We start from the raw sequence: 17,587 nt of genomic DNA, 5'->3' as shown, positions 1-17,587 counted from the left end.
CGGCGGTTGCGGTATTACCTGCATGCCCATTTCCTCGCCTTCGGTTTCGGCCGCCACTCCGCTTATCCTCACCCTGGCCCTCGACGCCGAAACGCAGCTGTTTTTCGATGAACTCCGGCAGCAGCATTTCCCGCCCGAACGCAACTACTTAGCGGCGCACCTTACGCTGTTCCACCACCTGCCCGGCGCCGACTACGCCACCATCACCGAGCAGCTAGCCCAACTGGCCACAACGCAGCCGCCCTTGGACTTAGCCGTTACGGGCGTGCGGTTCCTGGGCCGCGGCGTGGCCTACACGCTGGAATGCCCGCCGCTGCAAGCATTGCACCGCGCGCTCCAAACCACCTGGCAGCCTCACCTTACACCTCAGGATCAGCAGAAGCTCAACCCACACGTCACGGTTCAAAACAAGGTAGACCCCGCCGTGGGCCGCACCCTGCACCAGCAATTATCCGTTGGCTTTCAGCCTTTTGAGGCTACCGGCACCGGCTTGCATCTATGGGCCTACCGCAACGGCCCGTGGGAAGCATTACAGACTTTTAACTTTTCGGGGTGAAGCAGCAATATCGATAAAAGAAAAGCCTGCTTGCTCCGCTCGAAATCGAGTAGGACAAGCAGGCTTACCGCTACAGTTATACGCCGGAGCTATATTTTCTCGGGTAGCAACGTGGAGTCTTGGTAATTACCCAGTACGGGTTTGTCGCCTTGGGTTACGGCTTCTATCAGCAGCGCGCCGCCTACGAAAGCTCCTTTCCACGATTCGCCGAGGCCACCGAATACTTCGTCCCGGTCGCCGCGGGAGCGCAGCTTGTTGATGCCGACTTTGAAGGCGCGTACTTCCTTGGCGGTGCGGGCGGCCCATTTTTGGTCGTCACTGGCTACGGCGGCTACTAGGGCGCCATTGCTGATGTTCATTTCTCCCACCAGTTCCTCCACCCGATCCACCAGCACAATGCTGTCAATCGGGCCGAAGGGCTCTTTGAAGTACAGCTCGCTCTGGCGCGGCAAATTCACGAGAGCCCGCGGGGCGCGGTAGGCCGAGCGGTCCTGGCCAGGCAGGAACAGGTTCTCGTCGAGCTTGCCTTCGTAGATAGGAGTGGCGCCGGTTTTCAGGGCGTTGGCGTAGAGCCGGTCCAGTTCCTGGGCTTGCGTGGCATTAATAACCGGGCCGAAAGCCAAGTCGGGCAGCTTGTCGTCGGGGTTGTCAACCAGTGTGGGGTTGCCCACTTTCAGGCTCCGGATGGCTTCCCAATACGTTTCCAGGAACTGCGGAAACAGCTGACGCTCCACCACAAAGCGCACGTAGGCGGTGCAGCGCTGCTTGCCGTAGTCGTAGCCTTTTTTGAGCTGGTCGGCCAGGCCGTTCCAGTCGGAGTAGTTCCAGATGCCGTAGGTGTTCACGCCTTCCATTTCCAGCATGTAGCGCTTGTGCTCCTGGCTGAGGGCGTCGGCAATGTTGCGGCCGTTGTAGCGCCCGCCCACGAAGCTGAGGCAGTCCACCGCTTCGTTTTTCACCAGCACGTCGCTCAGTTCCCCACCCGAACCGCTCACCAGCGTCACCGGCAAGCCGCAGCGGCGGGCAATGGCAAACGTCAAGCTCAAGGAAATAAAGCCGCCATCGGTCGGCGTTTTGGCAATAACAGAGTTACCAGCCAAGGCCTGCACCAATACCGCGTGCAGCAACACCGACATCGGGTAGTTCCAGGACGCAATGTTGCTCACCAAGCCCAGCGGCTTGCGTGAACCCAGCATGCCTTCAATGTTGTCAACGTACCACTGCACGCCATCAATGGCCCGGTCGATGTCGGTGAAACCCAGCTTGTAGGTTTTGCCGATTTCCCACATAATGAGCTTGGCCGTCAGCTCGACCTGGTCCCGCAGCTGGTTGAGACACTCCTGCACGCGGCTTTTCCGCTCGTCGAGGTCGGTGGCGGCCCAGCTGGCAGCTTCCTTTTTGGCGAATTCCACGGCCCGCAGCGCCGTAGCGCGGTCGAGCATGGGCAGGCTGCCCAGTTCGGTACCGTCGATGGGCGAGGTAAAGGCCCGAGGCTGGCCGGGCTCCTGCCAGCGGCCTTCCAGCAGGTTCAGGAATTTCCCATCAGCCGAGAAAACCTCGGGCGTAACAGCTTTCATCTGAGTCAGCAACCCGCTGAACTCGACCTGGGGCGAAATGATTTTAGGCATCGTAGAGAAAAGGAACTGGTTGGAAAAGTGAATCAACTTTGTTCCCGGCGTAATGGTGATGGTTGTTGGTTGGTTGTTGATTGATTGCTTATTGCAACTTGGTGAACGAGGTAGAGACGCGTATTCGCGTTTGGCTGTTGAACAACACCGTTGCACTTAGCCCGGACGACCAGACGCGAATACGCGTCTCTACCTCGTTCAGAAAATTGCTGTGGCAGCCAGCAACTCACGCCTTAACAGCTACTGGCTTCAGACTGGTAAGGTCGGCAATACGGACGGGCTGGCCGCTGGCTATGCTTTTGCGGGCCGCAATACCCACCAGAATAGCCATGGCCCCGTCGCGGCTGCCGGCAGCCTGGCGGTATGTGTCGGCGGCTTCGGGGTGGCGGAACAACTGGGCCCGCAGCAGTTTGTCGCCGCCGCCGTGGCCCTCGGCCTGGGGCACCTGAATGTACTCCACTTTGCCGAAGTTACGCGACACCATAATTTCGTCGTAGGCCTCCTTGGTCATGGCGCCCGACTCCTTGATCCAGGCTTCCACCCGGCCTTTGGTGCCGTTGAAGGCAATGCGGTAGCCCTCATAAGGCGAGTAGGCCGTGAGTGAGTAGCTGACCTGCACCCCGTTGGCGTAGCCGATGGTGGCGGCCATCTTGTCGTAGATGTTCACGTCTTCCTTGAACACGCACCCGTCGCGCAGGTAGCCGTCGTACTGCTCGTTGGCGGCGTACAGGGCCATCAGGCGGGCGTCCTTGGTCATGTCCCAGTAGTAGGGGCACTCGGCTTTGTGCGGGCACGGACGGCAGTTGCTGAACCGGAACGGCCCGTTTTTGCCGTAGTTTTCCAGCGCCCCCTTGGCGTACACCGTTTCCGGCTCCGATTCCAGCCACCAGTTCAGCAAATCGAAATGGTGCGAAGCCTTGTGCACCCACAACGAGCCACTTTTCTCGGTAAGGCGGTGCCAGCGGCGGAAGTAGTCGGCGCCGTGGCTGGTATCGAGGTACCAGTGAAAATCGACGGACGTTACCTTGCCGATGGTGCCCTGACGCAGCAAGTCGTAGATTTTCTGGCGGTGCGGCGAGTAGCGGTAGTTGAACGTGACGGTCACCTTTTTGCCGGTGCGCTTCTCGGCGTCGAGAATGGCCTGGCACTTGGTTTCGTCGGTGGTCATGGGCTTTTCCGACACGATGTTGGCGCCCATTTCCATGCCCTTGATAATGAACTCGTCGTGGGTGGCATCCACGGTGGTTACGATGAGCGTGTCGGGCTTGGCCTTGCGCATCATCTCCTCGAAGTTGGTGTAGGTGGGACACGACACGCCCATCAGCTTCTTGCCGGTTTCCAGGCGCCCTTTGTTGCTGTCGCAGAGCCCCACAAACTCGATTACATCGGCGTGTTCTTCCAGCAGCAGCTTGCCCCACATGCCGGTGCCGCGGTGGCCAGTGCCCACCATAGCTACCCGGCGCTTGGCTTTGGGCGCGCCAAGCACGGCCAGGGGCAGCGGCGTCAGCAGGCCCGCCGTAGCCAGCGCCGACTTCTGAAGAAAGTCCCGGCGGGACTTATCGTGTAAAGTTGAGTGCATGGGATGGGAGTTTGGGGGTAGTGGAGCAGAGTTGTAGCGCGAAAATCCGTTTCGCGACGAGCATAGCGAGTTCCTACGAGTGCAGCGCCGAATACTCGCTTCGCTCGTCGCGAAACGGATTTTCGCGCTACATACCGTGTTAGACGGCGGCTAGCACGGCTTGGCCAGAAGCTACCAGTTCCTGCACCATATCGGGGGAGCCGATAAACAGCGGGGTGCGCTGGTGCAACTCGGTGGGCACAATGTCGAGCACGGCTTCGGTGGCCGATACAACGGCCTGGCCACCGGCCTGCTCAATCAGCATGGCCAACGGGTAGCACTCATACAGCAGCCGCAGCTTGCCATTCGGGTTTTTGCTGGTGGGCGGATACATATAGATGCCGCCGTTGAAGAGGTTGCGGTGGTAGTCGGCCACCAACGAGCCGATGTAGCGGCCGGAGTATTCGCGGCGCTTGCAGTTCATCAAAAACGTGCGGACAGACTCCGGATAGTCGAACCAGTAACCTTCGTTGCAGGAGAAGATTTTGCCTTGCTTGGGAATCTGGATGTTGGGGTGCGACAGGAAAAACTCGCCCAACGACTGCTCATACGTGAAGCCTACCACGCCGTGGCCGGTGGTGTACACGAACATCGTGCTGGAGCCGTACAGGATGTAGCCCGCCGCCACCTGCTGCCGCCCGCCTTGCAGGAAATCGGCCTCCGAAGCCTTGGTGCCTACCGGCGTTACGCGGCGGTAGATGCTGAACAGCGTCCCGATGCTCACATTCACATCGATGTTCGAGGAACCGTCGAGCGGGTCCATGGCCACCACGTAGTTGCCGGAGTCGTTGTCGGTGTGGATGATTTCGGCTTCTTCCTCGGACAGGATAGCGCAGGTTTCGCGGCCGTTTTTCAGGGCCCGTACAAACCGGATGTGCGCTTCCATGTCCAGCTTCTGCTGGTTTTCGCCCTGCACGTTCTGGGTGCCCATGCCGCCGGTGATGTCGGAGAGGCCGGCCCGGTTCACTTCCCGGTGCACGATTTTGCCGGCCAGCGCCAGGTCGCGCAGCAACTGCGACAGCTCACCAGTGGCGTACGGAAACTCGGCTTGCTTGCGCATAATGTAGCGCTCCAGCGTGATGCCAACGGGCTGCGCTAATGTATTCTCCTGGGTGATACTCATAACGTACTGAAGCTGTTAGCTAATAGCTGATGGCTGCTAGCTTTTGAAATAAAGGGGATGAAAAGGCCAGCTAACAGCTGTCAGCGAAAAGCTAACAGCCAGATAAAAGCTAGCTTTTCACTTCGGGCTGTTTCTGCGACTGCCACAGCACTACCTGCCAGCCTTTCTTGGGGTCTTTCACCTGCACCACCACGTATTTGATGTGCGCCACATTGGGCGTACCGTCGGGCTTGTTGGGCTGGTAGATGGTGATGGTGCCGTTCACTACGGCGGCTTTGCCATCGTTGTAGGCGCGCACGTTCACGGCTTCCACGTCAATCTTATCATACACGCTCTTACCGTCGCGGATGGATTGGATGTACTCGGTTTTGTTGTTCTGCTTGCCGTTGGAGTGCGTGTACACCAAGTCGTCGGCAAATACTTTTTCCAGAACGGTGTAGTCCTTCTTCACCTGGGCCTCGAAACGCTGACGCTCCAGTGCTTCCACCTCTTTAGCGGCGGCTACGTTCTTTTGGTTTTGGGCGAAGGTGAGGGCCGGCAGCGCCAGAAACAGCAGCGCCAGCAGGAAATTCAGTTTTTTCATGGCAGTACGAAGGAAGCGTCCGGCATTTGCCGGGCGTAGTCAAGGAAAAGGAACAGAAAATAGAAAATCAGTACAAAGCCTGAGCGGGCCGGGAGTTGCACCCGGCCTGCTTACTACTAGGCTGTGGCGGTATTATCCAAATCAATCTGCTTCATGCGGGGCGCCAGGAAGTGCATCAACACCCAGGCTAACAGGTAGGCACCACCGCAAATCCAGAACATGATGAAATAGGCTTTGTCAAGCTGGTTGATGCTCTCGTAATACACGAACATATTTTTCTGCACCAGCGCCGTGAGCAAAATACCTCCCAAACCGCCAGCCATTCCACCGATACCAGTTACCGAAGCCACCGTCCGTTTCGGGAACATGTCCGACACAGTGGTGAAGATGTTGGCACTCCAAGCTTGGTGAGCGGCGGCCGCAATGCCAATTACCAGTACTGCCAGCCACATATTTACCTGGCCTAACTGCTGGGCAAACACAATCGGGAACACGCACAAGGCAATCAGCAGCATCGAGGTTTTGCGGGCTTTGAAAGCGGGCATACCACGCCGAATGAAGTTCAGCGGAATCCAGCCGCCCCCCACGCTACCAATGCTCGACAGCACATACACGGCCGCTACCGGCAATGCCACGTCGGTACCTTTGAGACCGTACTGCTTGTTCAGGAAATCGGGCAACCAGAACAGGTAGAACCACCAGATAGGGTCGGTCAGGAACTTGCCCAACACGAATGCCCAGGTTTGGCGGAAGCTCAGCAGCTTGAACCACGACACCTTCGGCTGGGTCTCCACCGATACGGCAGCCAAATCGTCCACGTCGCTGTGGATGTAGTCGAACTCGGCTTTGGTGAGGCGGGCATGGCGGGCGGGCACTTCATATAGCCAGAACCACAGTCCCAGCCACACAAAACCCAACGCCCCGGTGATGATAAAAGCCCACTGCCAGCCAATGGTTTCGGCAATGAGCGGCACCGTAAGCGGTGCAATAATGGCGCCCACATTGGAGCCCGAGTTGAAAATACCGGTTGCCAAGGCCCGCTCCTTCTGCGGAAACCACTCGGCAGTAGTTTTGATGGCCGCCGGGAAGTTACCGGCTTCGGTTACGCCCAGGAAAGCACGGGCGACGCTGAATCCCAGCGTGCTGGTAACGAAGGCGTGCCCAATGGCGGCCAAACTCCACAAAAACGTGGAAAGGGCATAGCCCATCTTGGTCCCCAGCTTGTCAATGATGCGGCCCACCCCCAACATACCCAGGGAATAGGCTAGCTTGAACGCAATTTCAATATTGGCGTAGTCCCCGGAATTCCACTTGAACTCGGTTTCCAAGTACGGTTTCAACAGCGAAATAACGGCCCGGTCGAGGTAGTTGACGGTAGTAGCGAAGAACACCAGGGAACAGATGGTCCAGCGGTACTTACCCATGGTCGACTCAACCGGGGATAGGGCGGGGGGAGACTGGGTTGGGGATGGAATCATGCGAGTTCGGGAAAGGAAGTCAGGGGGCAGTACGTGGTGGCAAACTGCCGGCACCCGCGTGGCACCGGGCAGCCCGGTGTCACTTTTTCAAGGTATCTACAAATTTCAGCAGTTCGGCAATCTGCCGGCTTAGTGCCTCGGTGTCATCGGCATTCTTGAAGAGCTGGGAGCCCATGCCTACCACGTTTACGCCGGCCTCAAACCACTCTTTCAAACTGTCGTTGGTGGGCTCTACCCCACCCGTCACCATAATGGGCACCTTGGGCATCGGGCCGCGCAAACTCTTGATAAAGCCCGGCCCGACCACGTTGCCAGGGAATATCTTCACAATGGCAGCCCCCATTTTGGAAGCCTGGTACACTTCCGAGATGGTCATGGTGCCGGGCAGCCACGGAATGTTGTGCTTGTGGCACACCTCGGCTACTTCGGTGGTCAGGCAGGGCTGCACCACGAAGTCGGCGCCGGCGGCAATAAACCGCTCGGCATCTTCGGCCACGTAAATGGTACCAATGCCCAGCAGCATATCGGGGCAGCTTTCCTGCACGAAGGCTACCAGTTCAACGAATACGTCGTAGGCCTGCTCGCCCCGGTTGGTAAACTCAAACACGCGCAACCCACCGGCGTAGCAGGCTTGCAGAATACGCTTGGCATAGGCCGCGTCGGCGTGGTAGAACACCGGCACCACGGGGTAGCGCAGCACGGTTTCGAAAGCTTCAGCGGGAGAGAATCGGGACATTTCTGATTGGTTTTTGGTAAGTTGTTTTTGGTTTTTGGCTCGCTGTTCCGGCTTTTAATCTTTCAACTAAAAACCAAACACAACTCACCGAAAACCAATCAACGCACTAAGCGGCCGGTGGTATTGCCTTGCATCACGTGCTCCACTTCGGCGGCCGTTACCAGGTTCACGTCGCCGTGGATGGTGTGCTTGAGGGCCGAGGCAGCCAGCGCAAAGCTCAGCGCTTCGGCGGGCGTAGCATACGTCAGGGCTCCGTAGATGAAACCGCCCATGAAGGCGTCGCCGCCGCCAATCCGGTCCACTACGGGCGTGATGTCGAGGTAGGGCGTTTCGGTGTAAGTGCCATCGAAGAGCATGCCTTTGATTCGCTCGTGCGAGGCGCTTTGGGTTTTGCGGCGGGTGGAAATCACCTGCCGGATTTGCGGGAAGCGGGCCATCAGCTGCTCCCCCATCGAGGCAAACTTGTTTTCAGCCCCGGCGGCCACCTGAATGCCGAACAAGTCGTTGGCGTCATTCTCGGAGCACACCACCACGTCGCAGCCGGCTACCAGGTCGGTCATCACCTCTTGGGCGGTCTGGCCGTACTGCCACAGGTTGCGGCGGTAGTTCACGTCGGCCGAAACGGTGATACCCAGGCGGCGGGCGGCGGCAATGGCATCGGCAGTAGCTTGCGCGGTAGCCGCCGAAATGGCGGGCGTAATGCCGGTCCAGTGCAGCCACTGCGCATCTTTCAGGATTTCATCCCAATCGAAAGCCGCGGGGTCGAGGTTGGCAAACGACGAGTCGGCGCGGTCGTACACCACTTTGCTGGGCCGCAACGATGCCCCTACTTCCAGAAAATACAACCCGAGCCGCTTGCCGCTGTACACGGTATGCTGCATATCCACGCCGAGGCGCTGAAAGCTCTGCACGGCGGCTTGGCCCAGCTCGTTGGCGGGAAAGCAAGTGACGTGCGCGGCCGGGATGCCGAGGCCCGCCACGGCGGCGGCTACGTTGGCGTCGCCGCCGCCGTAGTTCACCTCCAGGCTCGCCGATTGCGTGAGCCGGTAGTTGAGCGGCGTCGACAACCGCATCATGATTTCCCCGAAGGTTACTACCTGTTTCATGTAGTGCTATAATTCCACGAAGCGCGGGGCCTCGTATCGTTGCTGAAGTGAAAAAAAGCAGCGCGAAGGCTCACTCCGCGCTACATCCTATTAGCTATGGGCAAAGCTGGCTTTGCTGGCGTCGGCTACGGTTGCAGTGGCCGCCTCGAAGCCGAAATACTCCTTGGCGTTGTTGTAGCAGATATTCTGCACGATGGCGCCAAGATGGGCCATGTCGTCGGGCAGCTCGCCGTTTTCCACGTCGTTGCCGAGCAGGTTGCACAGAATGCGGCGGAAATACTCGTGGCGCGGGTACGAGAGGAAGCTGCGCGAATCAGTGAGCATGCCCACGAAGCGGCTCAGCAGCCCCATGTTCGACAGCGCGTTGATTTGCTTTTCCATGCCGTCCTTCTGGTCGAGGAACCACCAGCCGGAACCGAACTGCACCTTACCCGCCACCGAACCATCGTTGAAGTTGCCAATCATGGTGGCAATCAACTCGTTGTCGGCGGGGTTGAGGTTGTAGATGATGGTTTTAGCCAGCTTGTCCTGCCCATCCAGCCGGTCGAGGAAGCGCGACAGAGCCTGGCCCTGCGAGAAGTCGCCGATGGAATCCCAGCCGGTATCGGGCCCGAGCTGGCGCAGCATGCGGGAGTTGTTGTTGCGGAGCGCACCCAAATGGTACTGCTGCGTCCAGTTTTTCTCCCAATCCATTTCAGCCAGCAGCACCAGCATAGCTGATTTGAATTGCAGCACTTCGCTGGCAGTCAGTTCCTCCCCGCCCCGTACTTTCACGAAGATGGAGTTGATTTCCTCAGTGGTATAGTCAGCGGCGTAAATCTGCTCCAAGCCGTGGTCCGACAAGCGGCAACCCAACGACGCAAAGAAGTCGTGGCGCAAACGCAAGGCGTTTTCCAGGTCACTGAACGTGCGGATTTCCACGTCGGCCGCTTCGCCCAGCTTATCCAGGTAGTGGTTGTAAGCCGCGGCGCTTTCCGGCGACATGGCCTTGTCGGCACGGAAGGTTGGCAGAATCTGAACGTCGAAGCCGCTTTCGATGATGGCGCGGTGGTATTCTAGCGAATCAGCCGGGTCATCGGTGGTGCACACCACTTCCACGTTCATCTTGCGCAGCAGGTTCCGCACTGAGTATTCAGGCGTTTGCAGCTTGGCATTGCACTCATCGAAAATGCGGCGGGCGCTGTCTTTGTTGAGCAGCTCCTTGATGCCGAAGTACCGCTGCAATTCTAGGTGCGTCCAGTGGTAGAGCGGGTTGCGCACGGTCTGGGGCACGGTTTCGGCCCACTTCTCGAACTTCTCCCAATCGGAAGCATCCCCGGTGATGAAGCGCTCCGGCACCCCGTTGGTACGCATGGCGCGCCACTTATAATGGTCGCCGTAGAGCCAGATTTGGGTGATGGTTTCGAACTGCCGATCCTGCGCAATCTGCTCGGGAATCTGGTGCGAGTGGTAGTCGATGATGGGCATCTGCTTGGCATACTCGTGGTAGAGCTGCTGGGCAGTTTCGGTTTGCAGTAGGAAATCCTCGTTCAAAAAGGGCTTTTTCATACTAGAAAAGGGCATTGTTGCCGAAAGCGGGAGGTACTACCCCACCTGGTTTTAGAAAAGTAAGCGACCCGGCCGGCATACCCGTCCTGAAGTCTCCTGTGTTGTTGAAGTTTAGAGCGGACAATAAACGCCTGTCATGCTGAGCGCAGCCGAAGCATCTCGCGTGCTGACTCTAGATTACTATTTCAACATCAGCACGCGAGATGCTTCGGCTGCGCTCAGCATGACGTTCTACTTGCAGTTTACAGCGACACGCCGCGCTTCCACGGAATAAAGTCGGTTTGGCCGTGGCGCACGGCGGCTACTTCCTCGCCGCTGGCCACCCGAATCACGTAGTCCAGAATCCGCTCCCCGGCCTGCTCGATGGTTTCCTCGCCGTCGATAACCGTTCCGGTGTTCACGTCGATGATATCGGGCATGCGGTTAGCCAAGGCCGTGTTGGTGGCAATTTTCACCACGGGCGCAATGGGGTTGCCGGTGGGCGTACCGAGGCCGGTAGTAAACAGCACCACGTTGGCCCCCGACCCTACTTCGGCCGTGGTAGATTCTACGTCGTTGCCGGGAGTGCAGAGCAGGTTGAGGCCGGGCTTGGTTACGGGCTCCGGGTAGTCGAGCACGGCTACTACCGGCGAGCTGCCGCCTTTGCGCGCCGCCCCCGCCGATTTCATGGCGTCGGTAATCAATCCGTCACGAATGTTGCCCGGCGAAGGGTTCATGTCGAAGCCCGACCCTACGGCCACGGCGCTGTCGCCGTAGGCTTTCATAAGGTGGCTGAACCGCTCGGCGGTGGCCGTGTCTACGCTCCGGTCAACCAGCTCCTGCTCCACACCGCACAGCTCCGGAAACTCGGCCAGGATAACCGAGCCGCCCAAGGCCACCATCAAATCGGACACGTGGCCCACGGCGGGGTTGGCCGAAATACCGGAGAAGCCGTCGGAGCCGCCGCACTCCAGCCCAATTGTGAGCTTGCTGAGTGGGGCGGGCTGGCGCTGCTGCTGGTTGGCTTGCATCAGGCCCGCAAAGGTCTGGCGCAACGCCATGCTCACCAGCGTTTCCTCGGTGCCCAGCTGCTGCTGGTCCAAGATGAATAGCGGCTTGCTGAAGTTGGGGCTGCGCTTGTTGATTTCGTCTTGCAGCATGCTGGCCTGCGCGTTCTGGCAACCCAGGCTGAGTACAGTAGCACCTGCCACGTTGGGGTGCGTGATATAGCCAGCCAATAAGCCACAGAGCGTTTGGGCGTCCTGGCGGATACCACCACAGCCGCCCTCATGGGTCAGGAACCGGATACCATCCACGTTCGGGAACAGCTTCGGCTTCTGGTGCTTGCCTTCAGCACTGTGCAGGTCGGTGGCCAGGATTTCCTCTACCGATTTGCCGGCCTGCATCAACGAAATCAGCTCCTGCGTTTGGGGCTGATAGGTTTTGCGGCGGCCGTAGCCCAGGTCATTCACCAGGGCTTCTTCCAGCACCTGAATGTTGCGGTTTTCGCAGAACACCAGCGGAATTACCAGCCAGTAGTTGGCGGTACCCACGCTGCCATCGGCGCGGTGGAAGCCCATGAAGGTGCGGTCCTGCCACTTGCTTACGTCGGGGCCCTGCCAGCTGGCGCGGCGCTCCTGGTGCTCGTCGTAGCTGTTGGTGGCGTGGCGGATGTTGGCCGTGGTGAGCAGTCCGCCCACGCCAATGGCGGCGGCGGCTTTGCCCACCAGCACCCCGTACATGTGTACTGGGTCGCCGGGGGCCAGGAATTGCAGGGCCAGCTTGTGCTTGGCCGGAATCTTTTCGGTGGTAGTAACCGTGACGCCGTCGTAGGTTACGGGCGTGCCAACGGGCAGGTCGGTGAGGGCCACCAGCACGTTGTCGTCAGGATGTATTTTGGCTACCAGATGCTTCATTGCGTGTTCTTGATTTACAGCCTTTGCGGGCCGGATAGAGATGCCTCAATTAACATCTCAAGGTTACTGATTTTGTGTTAACTAATGCGTTGGAGCAGGACCTCCGACGAAAGAAATAACAAAACGAGGTTCCGAGTTGGTGGCTTACTCGGCCACTTCCTGCCGCGCCACGGTCTTGTTCAGTGCCTTCGCTACGGTAGCTTGCGCGCCGTGCGCCAGCAGGTGCTTCAGGTAGTTGCTTACTGAATCGGCAAAGCCCGGAATAGCCAGCAAATCGTGGCCCCACAGGCTGGTGTTGTGCAGTACGGTACGGGTCAGTTCTGCGGGCTCCAGGCGGCTCCAGAGGTCAGCAAAATAGCCGGCTTTGTCGTCCTGAATCGGGTATTCGGTGCCGTTGTTTTCGCCGTACCATACGCCGTCTTCCTGGCGCTTGCCGCGCATGAACAGCAAGTAGGCGGCAAAACCCAGCGCCACGTAGTGCGGCACGGCTTCCAGCTTTTTGGCGTAGTGCAGCAACGCCGGCACCACCCGCATTTGCAGCTTGGCCGAGTAGTTCAGGCTGATGCTCAACCAGCGGTGCTCGATGTAGGGGTTGCGGAACCGGTCGAGTACCTGCATACCGAAGCGCTGGCCCGTTTTTTCATCCACGGCGTACGGAATACCGGGCAGCAAGTCAGCCAGCATGAGGTTGTGCACGAAGCCGGCCAGCAGCTGGTTTTCCATGGCTTCGCGCACCGTGTTGGCGCCAGCCAGAAACGCCAGGCCACAGCTGAGCGTGTGCGTGCCGTTGAGCAAACGCAGCTTCAGCTCCCGGAACAGGGTGATGTTGGGCTGCACGATTACACCGGCATCCACCTGCTCGAAGCTCAGCACCGATTTCACGTGCTCGTTGCCTTGAATAGCCCATAGCGTGTACACCTCCGACATCGTCAGCAGCTCATCTTCGTAGCCCAGCTGCTCGGAAAGCGTGGTTTGCATGGTGGTATCGGGGCGGCCCGGCACGATGCGGTCCACGAGGGAGTTGCAGATGGAATTGGCGGTTTCCAGCCAGTCGATGAACTCGGCGTCGAGGTTGTTGCGGTGCGCCTGCTCCAGCAGAATGCCTTCCAGCTTGGTCCCGTTGTCTACAATCAGCTCCGTGGGCACAATCACCAGGCCCTTGGCCTTGTCGCCTTGGAACGCCTGGTAGCGGGCGTGCAGGAAAGCCAGCAGCTTGCCCGGAAACGACACGGGCGGGCTTTGGCTTACGTCGTCGGCTACCAGCTCAATGCCTACTTCGGTGGTGTTGGAAATTACTACGGTTAGCTCGGGGTTAGCCGCGCAGGCCAGTACCTCGGCCCACTGCGTTTTGGCCGACAGCACCCGGCTGATGGCCGAGCACACCACGTTTTCCTCTACAATCTGCTCGTCGGCAATGCCCCGGATGGCCAGCGTGTACAGGTTATCCTGCTGGGTGAAGGCGTCCAGGTCGCCGCCGCCGGTGCTTTTCACCACCACAATGCGGCCGTTGAAAATGCCCTGGCGGTTGGCTTTGTCGATGAGGTAATCGGGCAGGCCACGGAGCAGCACGCCCGTACCAAACTGAAGTACTTTTTCAGGTAGCTCAAACTGGGCCGCGGTGGGCAGGACCGCCGCAGTGGTGGGTGCAGAAAGAACGAGGGATTTTGAAAGCTGGGGCATGGCCGGGAGGTTATTTACTTGCTTGCGGGGATACAGTGGCGGGGGCGGCAGCCCATTTCTGCTGCCATTTTGGGTAGGTTTTGGTCAGCAGCTTTTCGGGCCAGGTACCCGCGTAGACGTAGCCCGCCCGCCGCTCATTTTCTATTTCAGCCAAGGTGTAATGTACCTGACTGTCGCGCCCGACGTAGATGGGGCGGTTGGTTTCCAAATCGTAGAAGCGGGCCCACAGCGTGGCGCCAGGCGCGGCTACCATCAGCCGGTCGCGGCCCGTGGGCTGCTTGGGGTCCTGCACTTCTTTCACGGCCATGTTCGGGATTTTCACTTGCTCGAACCACGCAATGGCGCTGGTAATGGCCTGCTTCACTTCCGCCGGGGGGTTGTCGATGCCCAGCAGGAATTCCACAATAGCCACCGACTCATCACCGCTCAGCGAGGCCAGCTCGAAAGCCCGGGCCTTATCGGGACGTAGCGTTTTCTCGTCGTATTGCGCGCACCACGCCGTGCGTTTGCCTTTCTGCACGTACTGCGTTTTCAGGATGCAGGCTATGCCGCGCGCTACGGCGTCTTTGGCGGGTGCCACCAGCTCAGGGCTCACCAGGGCATACTCAGCTTGCTGGTTGGCTACGGCTCGCAACACCAGCAGCGCCCGCACCATGGCGTTATCATTGTAAGTAATTTGGTGGCGGTAGCCGCTGAAATCGGGGTAGAACTGCGGGAAGCCACCGTTGGGGTACTGCATTTTCAGCAGGTAATGGATGCCGCGCTCAGCGCTTTGCTTGTACGCGGGGTTGTTGGTGCGCCTGAAAGCAGCCAGCAGATACTCGATTTCGCGGGTGGTGGCTTTGTTGTCGATGGTGGCGTCTTTGCGGTTGGCATCGGCCAGGGTGCTGGCCCGCAACGCCGCCGACAACGGCTTGGTGTAGTCCACCTTCACGTCTTTCACCGCTTTCGGCCAGCCGCCCACACTCCGCTGATACAGCAGCATCTTCTCGGCAATGCTGTCAACTGCATTGGCACGCCGGTTGGCAGCCAGACTAGGCACGCTATTGAGGGCAGCCTGGATGGCCCGGGAGTTTCCCGAACCATCCGCCGCCACCGTCACCTGCTGGGCCCGGGTTGAAAAGATCCCCATCCCCCCTATTCCCGTCAGCAGGAGCAGTAGTTTTCTCAATATGTGTTTGTGCTGAGCTTGCATTGTGCCGGAGTGAACCAGACTTATTAAGTAGTTGGATATGAGTAGCAAGCAGAAAGACATCGTCTACCTATGAGAGCGGAAGCAATTCTGGCTACTCAATAAAATCTTCGCGCATGGGGCTGAACGTGTCCAGCAGGGTGCCCGCTTCCAGGCACTCCACGCTGTGCCACACGTTGGAGGCCGCATAAAACACGTCCCCCGCACGCATCACCCGCGTGTCGTCGCCGACGGTGGCCGTGAACACGCCGCTTTCCACGTAGGTGATTTGCGTGTGCACGTGCTGGTGCCGGGCCCCGATGCCCCCCTGCTCAAACGCCACGCGCACCAGCATCATATCCGGACCATAGGCGAGGATCTGGCGGCGCAAACCGTCGGCTACCGGCGTCCAGGGCTGGCGGTTGTTGTCGAGCTGAAAAGGGGCTTCAAGGGTGGGCATAGTGGCAGGTGCGTATTAGCGCAGGTCGTGAATGGTAACGAGGTCCATGTCGGTGTACTCCAGGTTTTCGCCGGCCATCCCCCAGATGAACGTGTAGTTGCTGGTGCCGCACCCCGTATGAATCGACCACGGCGGCGACAGGATGGCCTGCCCGCTGCTCACCCACAACGGGCGCGTTTCCTGGGGCTGGCCCATCATGTGCAGCACCCGCTGGTTTTCGGGGAGGTCGAAGTACAGGTAAGCTTCCATGCGCCGGTCGTGCACGTGGCTGGGCATGGTGTTCCACACCGAGCCGGGCTTGAGCCGGGTCAGGCCCATTACCAGCTGGCAGCTCTGGATGCCTTCCAGGTAGATGTACTTATAAATGGTGCGCTCATTGGCCGTTTCCGGCGTGCCTAGTTCCACGGGTGTCGCCTCGGCCTGGGTCATGCGGCGCGTGGGATACGCGTGGTGCGCCGGGGCCGACAGCAGGTAGAACTTAGCGGGCTGGTTACCGTCGGTGGAGGCAAATACCACTTCTTTGGCGTCTTTGCCCACGTAGAGGCAATCCTGGTTGCCCAGCTCGTACACGGTGCCATCTACGGTCACGGTGCCGGGCGCGGCGGTGTTAAGGATGCCCAGCTCGCGGCGCTGCAAAAAGAAATCGGCTTTCAGATTCTCGGGGCAGGGCAAGGTCAGCGGCTCGGTGGTAGGCGTAGCGCCACCCACAATCATCCGGTCGTAATGGGTGTATACCAGCTCGATTTCGCCGGCAACGAACACGTCTTCAATCAGAAAGTTCTCGCGCAGTTGCTGGGTGTTCATCGCCGCCGTTTCGCGGGGGCTGATGGCATATCGTTGGGTCATCTTGGAGAGTGGTGAAATGGTGAAGTGGTGAAGTGGTGAAGTGATGTTCTGGTGGCGCGTTCTGCGCGCTTGGCGCTTTCAAGAACGGAAAACTCACCATTTCACCACCTCATCATTTCATCTTTAGCGGCCCATCCAGCCGCCATCAACGGTGAGGATGGTGCCGTGCACGTAATCGGCAGCCTGCGAAGCCAGGAACACCGTGGGGCCTTTGAAGTCGGCGGGGGTGCCCCAGCGGCCGGCCGGGATGCGGCCCAAAATGCTGGCCGACCGGTCGGGGTCGTTGCGCAGGGCTTCGGTGTTGTCGGTGGCAATGTAGCCGGGCGCAATAGCGTTGACGTTCACGCCGCGGCCGCCCCATTCGTTGGCCAGCGCTTTCACTACGCTGCCAATAGCACCCTTGCTGGCCGCGTAGCCCGGCACGTTGATGCCGCCCTGAAACGTGAGCAGCGAGGCCGTGAAGATGATTTTGCCGGAGCCTTGCTGGAGCATCTGCCCGCCAATGGCGCGAGCCAAGCGGAACGGCGCATCGAGGTTGATGGCCAGCACTTCGTCCCAGAGTTCATCGGCGTGCTCGGCGGCCGGGGCGCGCTTGATGGTGCCGGCGTTGTTGATAAGAATGTCGATGCGAGGGAAATCCTGCTGTACCTGCGCAATAAAGGCATCCACGGCGGCACGCTCACTGAAGTCGGCCTGGTAGGCGTGAAACTGCCGGCCCAGGGCCTGCACTTGCTGCTCGGTGTCAGAGCCACTCAACGCCAACGAAGCCGACACGCCGATGATGTCGGCGCCGGCTTCGGCCAGGCCCAAGGCCATAGCCTGCCCGATGCCCCGGGTGCAGCCCGTCACCAACGCTAGTTTACCGGTCAAGTCGAAAGAGTCAGCGAAGGCCATGCAAATAGGAATTTGTAAACTTTTAGAAAGAAAATGATGTACTTTTCATACTACCGCAAGCACATCGTATCTGTAAAGATTAAGGATTGTGTTAGCCAAAACGAAGAATAGAACAATGTTTATTCTCGCAAACGTTATCGGGAACGTTGCCAACAAGTGGATTCCCAGCTTTTACTGGTGGCGGTGTGGCTAAACTGGGTAGCTCTTTCTACTTTCACCCCCGGTAAGACACTTGGCGCTGCTGTTGGCGGCTCTTGCACTTTAG

General features: G+C 59.1%; 15 protein-coding genes. 1 reads left to right on the top strand and 14 read right to left on the bottom strand.

Annotated elements, in window-relative coordinates; translation table 11 throughout:
- The first annotated feature begins 22 nt into the window (after positions 1–22).
- Positions 23–556: a 2'-5' RNA ligase family protein gene (locus tag J0X19_RS00510; protein WP_206979925.1), complete on the top strand. Its 534-nt coding sequence runs from the start codon at positions 23–25 to the stop codon at positions 554–556.
- 89 nt (positions 557–645) lie between these two features.
- Here J0X19_RS00510 and J0X19_RS00505 read toward each other — a convergent pair whose 3' ends face one another.
- The 14 genes from J0X19_RS00505 to J0X19_RS00440 form a co-directional block, all read right to left on the bottom strand.
- Positions 646–2,184 carry an aldehyde dehydrogenase family protein gene (locus tag J0X19_RS00505; RefSeq protein WP_206979924.1) on the bottom strand — a complete coding sequence of 513 codons (1,539 nt, stop codon included), beginning with the start codon at positions 2,182–2,184 and terminating at the stop codon, positions 646–648.
- A 226-nt stretch (positions 2,185–2,410) separates the two neighbouring features.
- The gene (locus tag J0X19_RS00500; RefSeq protein ID WP_206979923.1) at positions 2,411–3,763 is read right to left on the bottom strand and encodes a Gfo/Idh/MocA family oxidoreductase; all 1,353 of its coding nucleotides are present in this window, start codon (positions 3,761–3,763) and stop codon (positions 2,411–2,413) included.
- Positions 3,764–3,902: 139 nt separating this feature from the next.
- The gene (fbp, locus tag J0X19_RS00495; protein WP_206979922.1) at positions 3,903–4,925 is read right to left on the bottom strand and encodes a class 1 fructose-bisphosphatase; all 1,023 of its coding nucleotides are present in this window, start codon (positions 4,923–4,925) and stop codon (positions 3,903–3,905) included.
- A 109-nt stretch (positions 4,926–5,034) separates the two neighbouring features.
- Positions 5,035–5,508: a nuclear transport factor 2 family protein gene (locus J0X19_RS00490; protein ID WP_206979921.1), complete on the bottom strand. Its 474-nt coding sequence runs from the start codon at positions 5,506–5,508 to the stop codon at positions 5,035–5,037.
- Positions 5,509–5,624: 116 nt separating this feature from the next.
- Positions 5,625–6,986, bottom strand: a complete 1,362-nt coding sequence (locus tag J0X19_RS00485; RefSeq protein WP_242581768.1) for an MFS transporter — start codon at positions 6,984–6,986, stop codon at positions 5,625–5,627.
- A gap of 79 nt (positions 6,987–7,065) precedes the next feature.
- A complete protein-coding gene (locus J0X19_RS00480) occupies positions 7,066–7,722 on the bottom strand; it encodes a beta/alpha barrel domain-containing protein (protein WP_206979920.1) in 657 nt (218 codons plus the stop codon).
- A gap of 98 nt (positions 7,723–7,820) precedes the next feature.
- A complete protein-coding gene (locus J0X19_RS00475) occupies positions 7,821–8,828 on the bottom strand; it encodes a sugar kinase (protein ID WP_206979919.1) in 1,008 nt (335 codons plus the stop codon).
- Positions 8,829–8,918: 90 nt separating this feature from the next.
- A complete protein-coding gene (gene uxaC / locus J0X19_RS00470) occupies positions 8,919–10,376 on the bottom strand; it encodes a glucuronate isomerase (RefSeq protein WP_206979918.1) in 1,458 nt (485 codons plus the stop codon).
- A gap of 242 nt (positions 10,377–10,618) precedes the next feature.
- Positions 10,619–12,271, bottom strand: coding sequence for a UxaA family hydrolase (locus J0X19_RS00465; RefSeq protein WP_206979917.1), 1,653 nt, complete (start codon positions 12,269–12,271; stop codon positions 10,619–10,621).
- A 144-nt stretch (positions 12,272–12,415) separates the two neighbouring features.
- On the bottom strand, positions 12,416–13,951 hold the full coding sequence (locus J0X19_RS00460) for a tagaturonate reductase (protein ID WP_206979916.1): 1,536 nt from the start codon (positions 13,949–13,951) through the stop codon (positions 12,416–12,418).
- 10 nt (positions 13,952–13,961) lie between these two features.
- Positions 13,962–15,083 carry a pectate lyase gene (pelA, locus tag J0X19_RS00455; RefSeq protein ID WP_206979915.1) on the bottom strand — a complete coding sequence of 374 codons (1,122 nt, stop codon included), beginning with the start codon at positions 15,081–15,083 and terminating at the stop codon, positions 13,962–13,964.
- Between the two features lie 154 nt (positions 15,084–15,237).
- Positions 15,238–15,582: a cupin domain-containing protein gene (locus J0X19_RS00450; protein WP_206979914.1), complete on the bottom strand. Its 345-nt coding sequence runs from the start codon at positions 15,580–15,582 to the stop codon at positions 15,238–15,240.
- 15 nt (positions 15,583–15,597) lie between these two features.
- Positions 15,598–16,428, bottom strand: coding sequence for a 5-dehydro-4-deoxy-D-glucuronate isomerase (gene kduI, locus J0X19_RS00445; RefSeq protein WP_206979913.1), 831 nt, complete (start codon positions 16,426–16,428; stop codon positions 15,598–15,600).
- 123 nt (positions 16,429–16,551) lie between these two features.
- A complete protein-coding gene (locus J0X19_RS00440; protein ID WP_206979912.1) occupies positions 16,552–17,322 on the bottom strand; it encodes an SDR family oxidoreductase in 771 nt (256 codons plus the stop codon).
- Positions 17,323–17,587: the final 265 nt, after the last annotated feature.

The sequence above is a fragment of the Hymenobacter telluris genome (assembly GCF_017313265.1).
Taxonomy (GTDB): domain Bacteria; phylum Bacteroidota; class Bacteroidia; order Cytophagales; family Hymenobacteraceae; genus Hymenobacter; species Hymenobacter telluris.
Note: the sequence above shows the minus strand (reverse complement) of the source record. Positions and strands in the feature narration are given on the sequence as shown.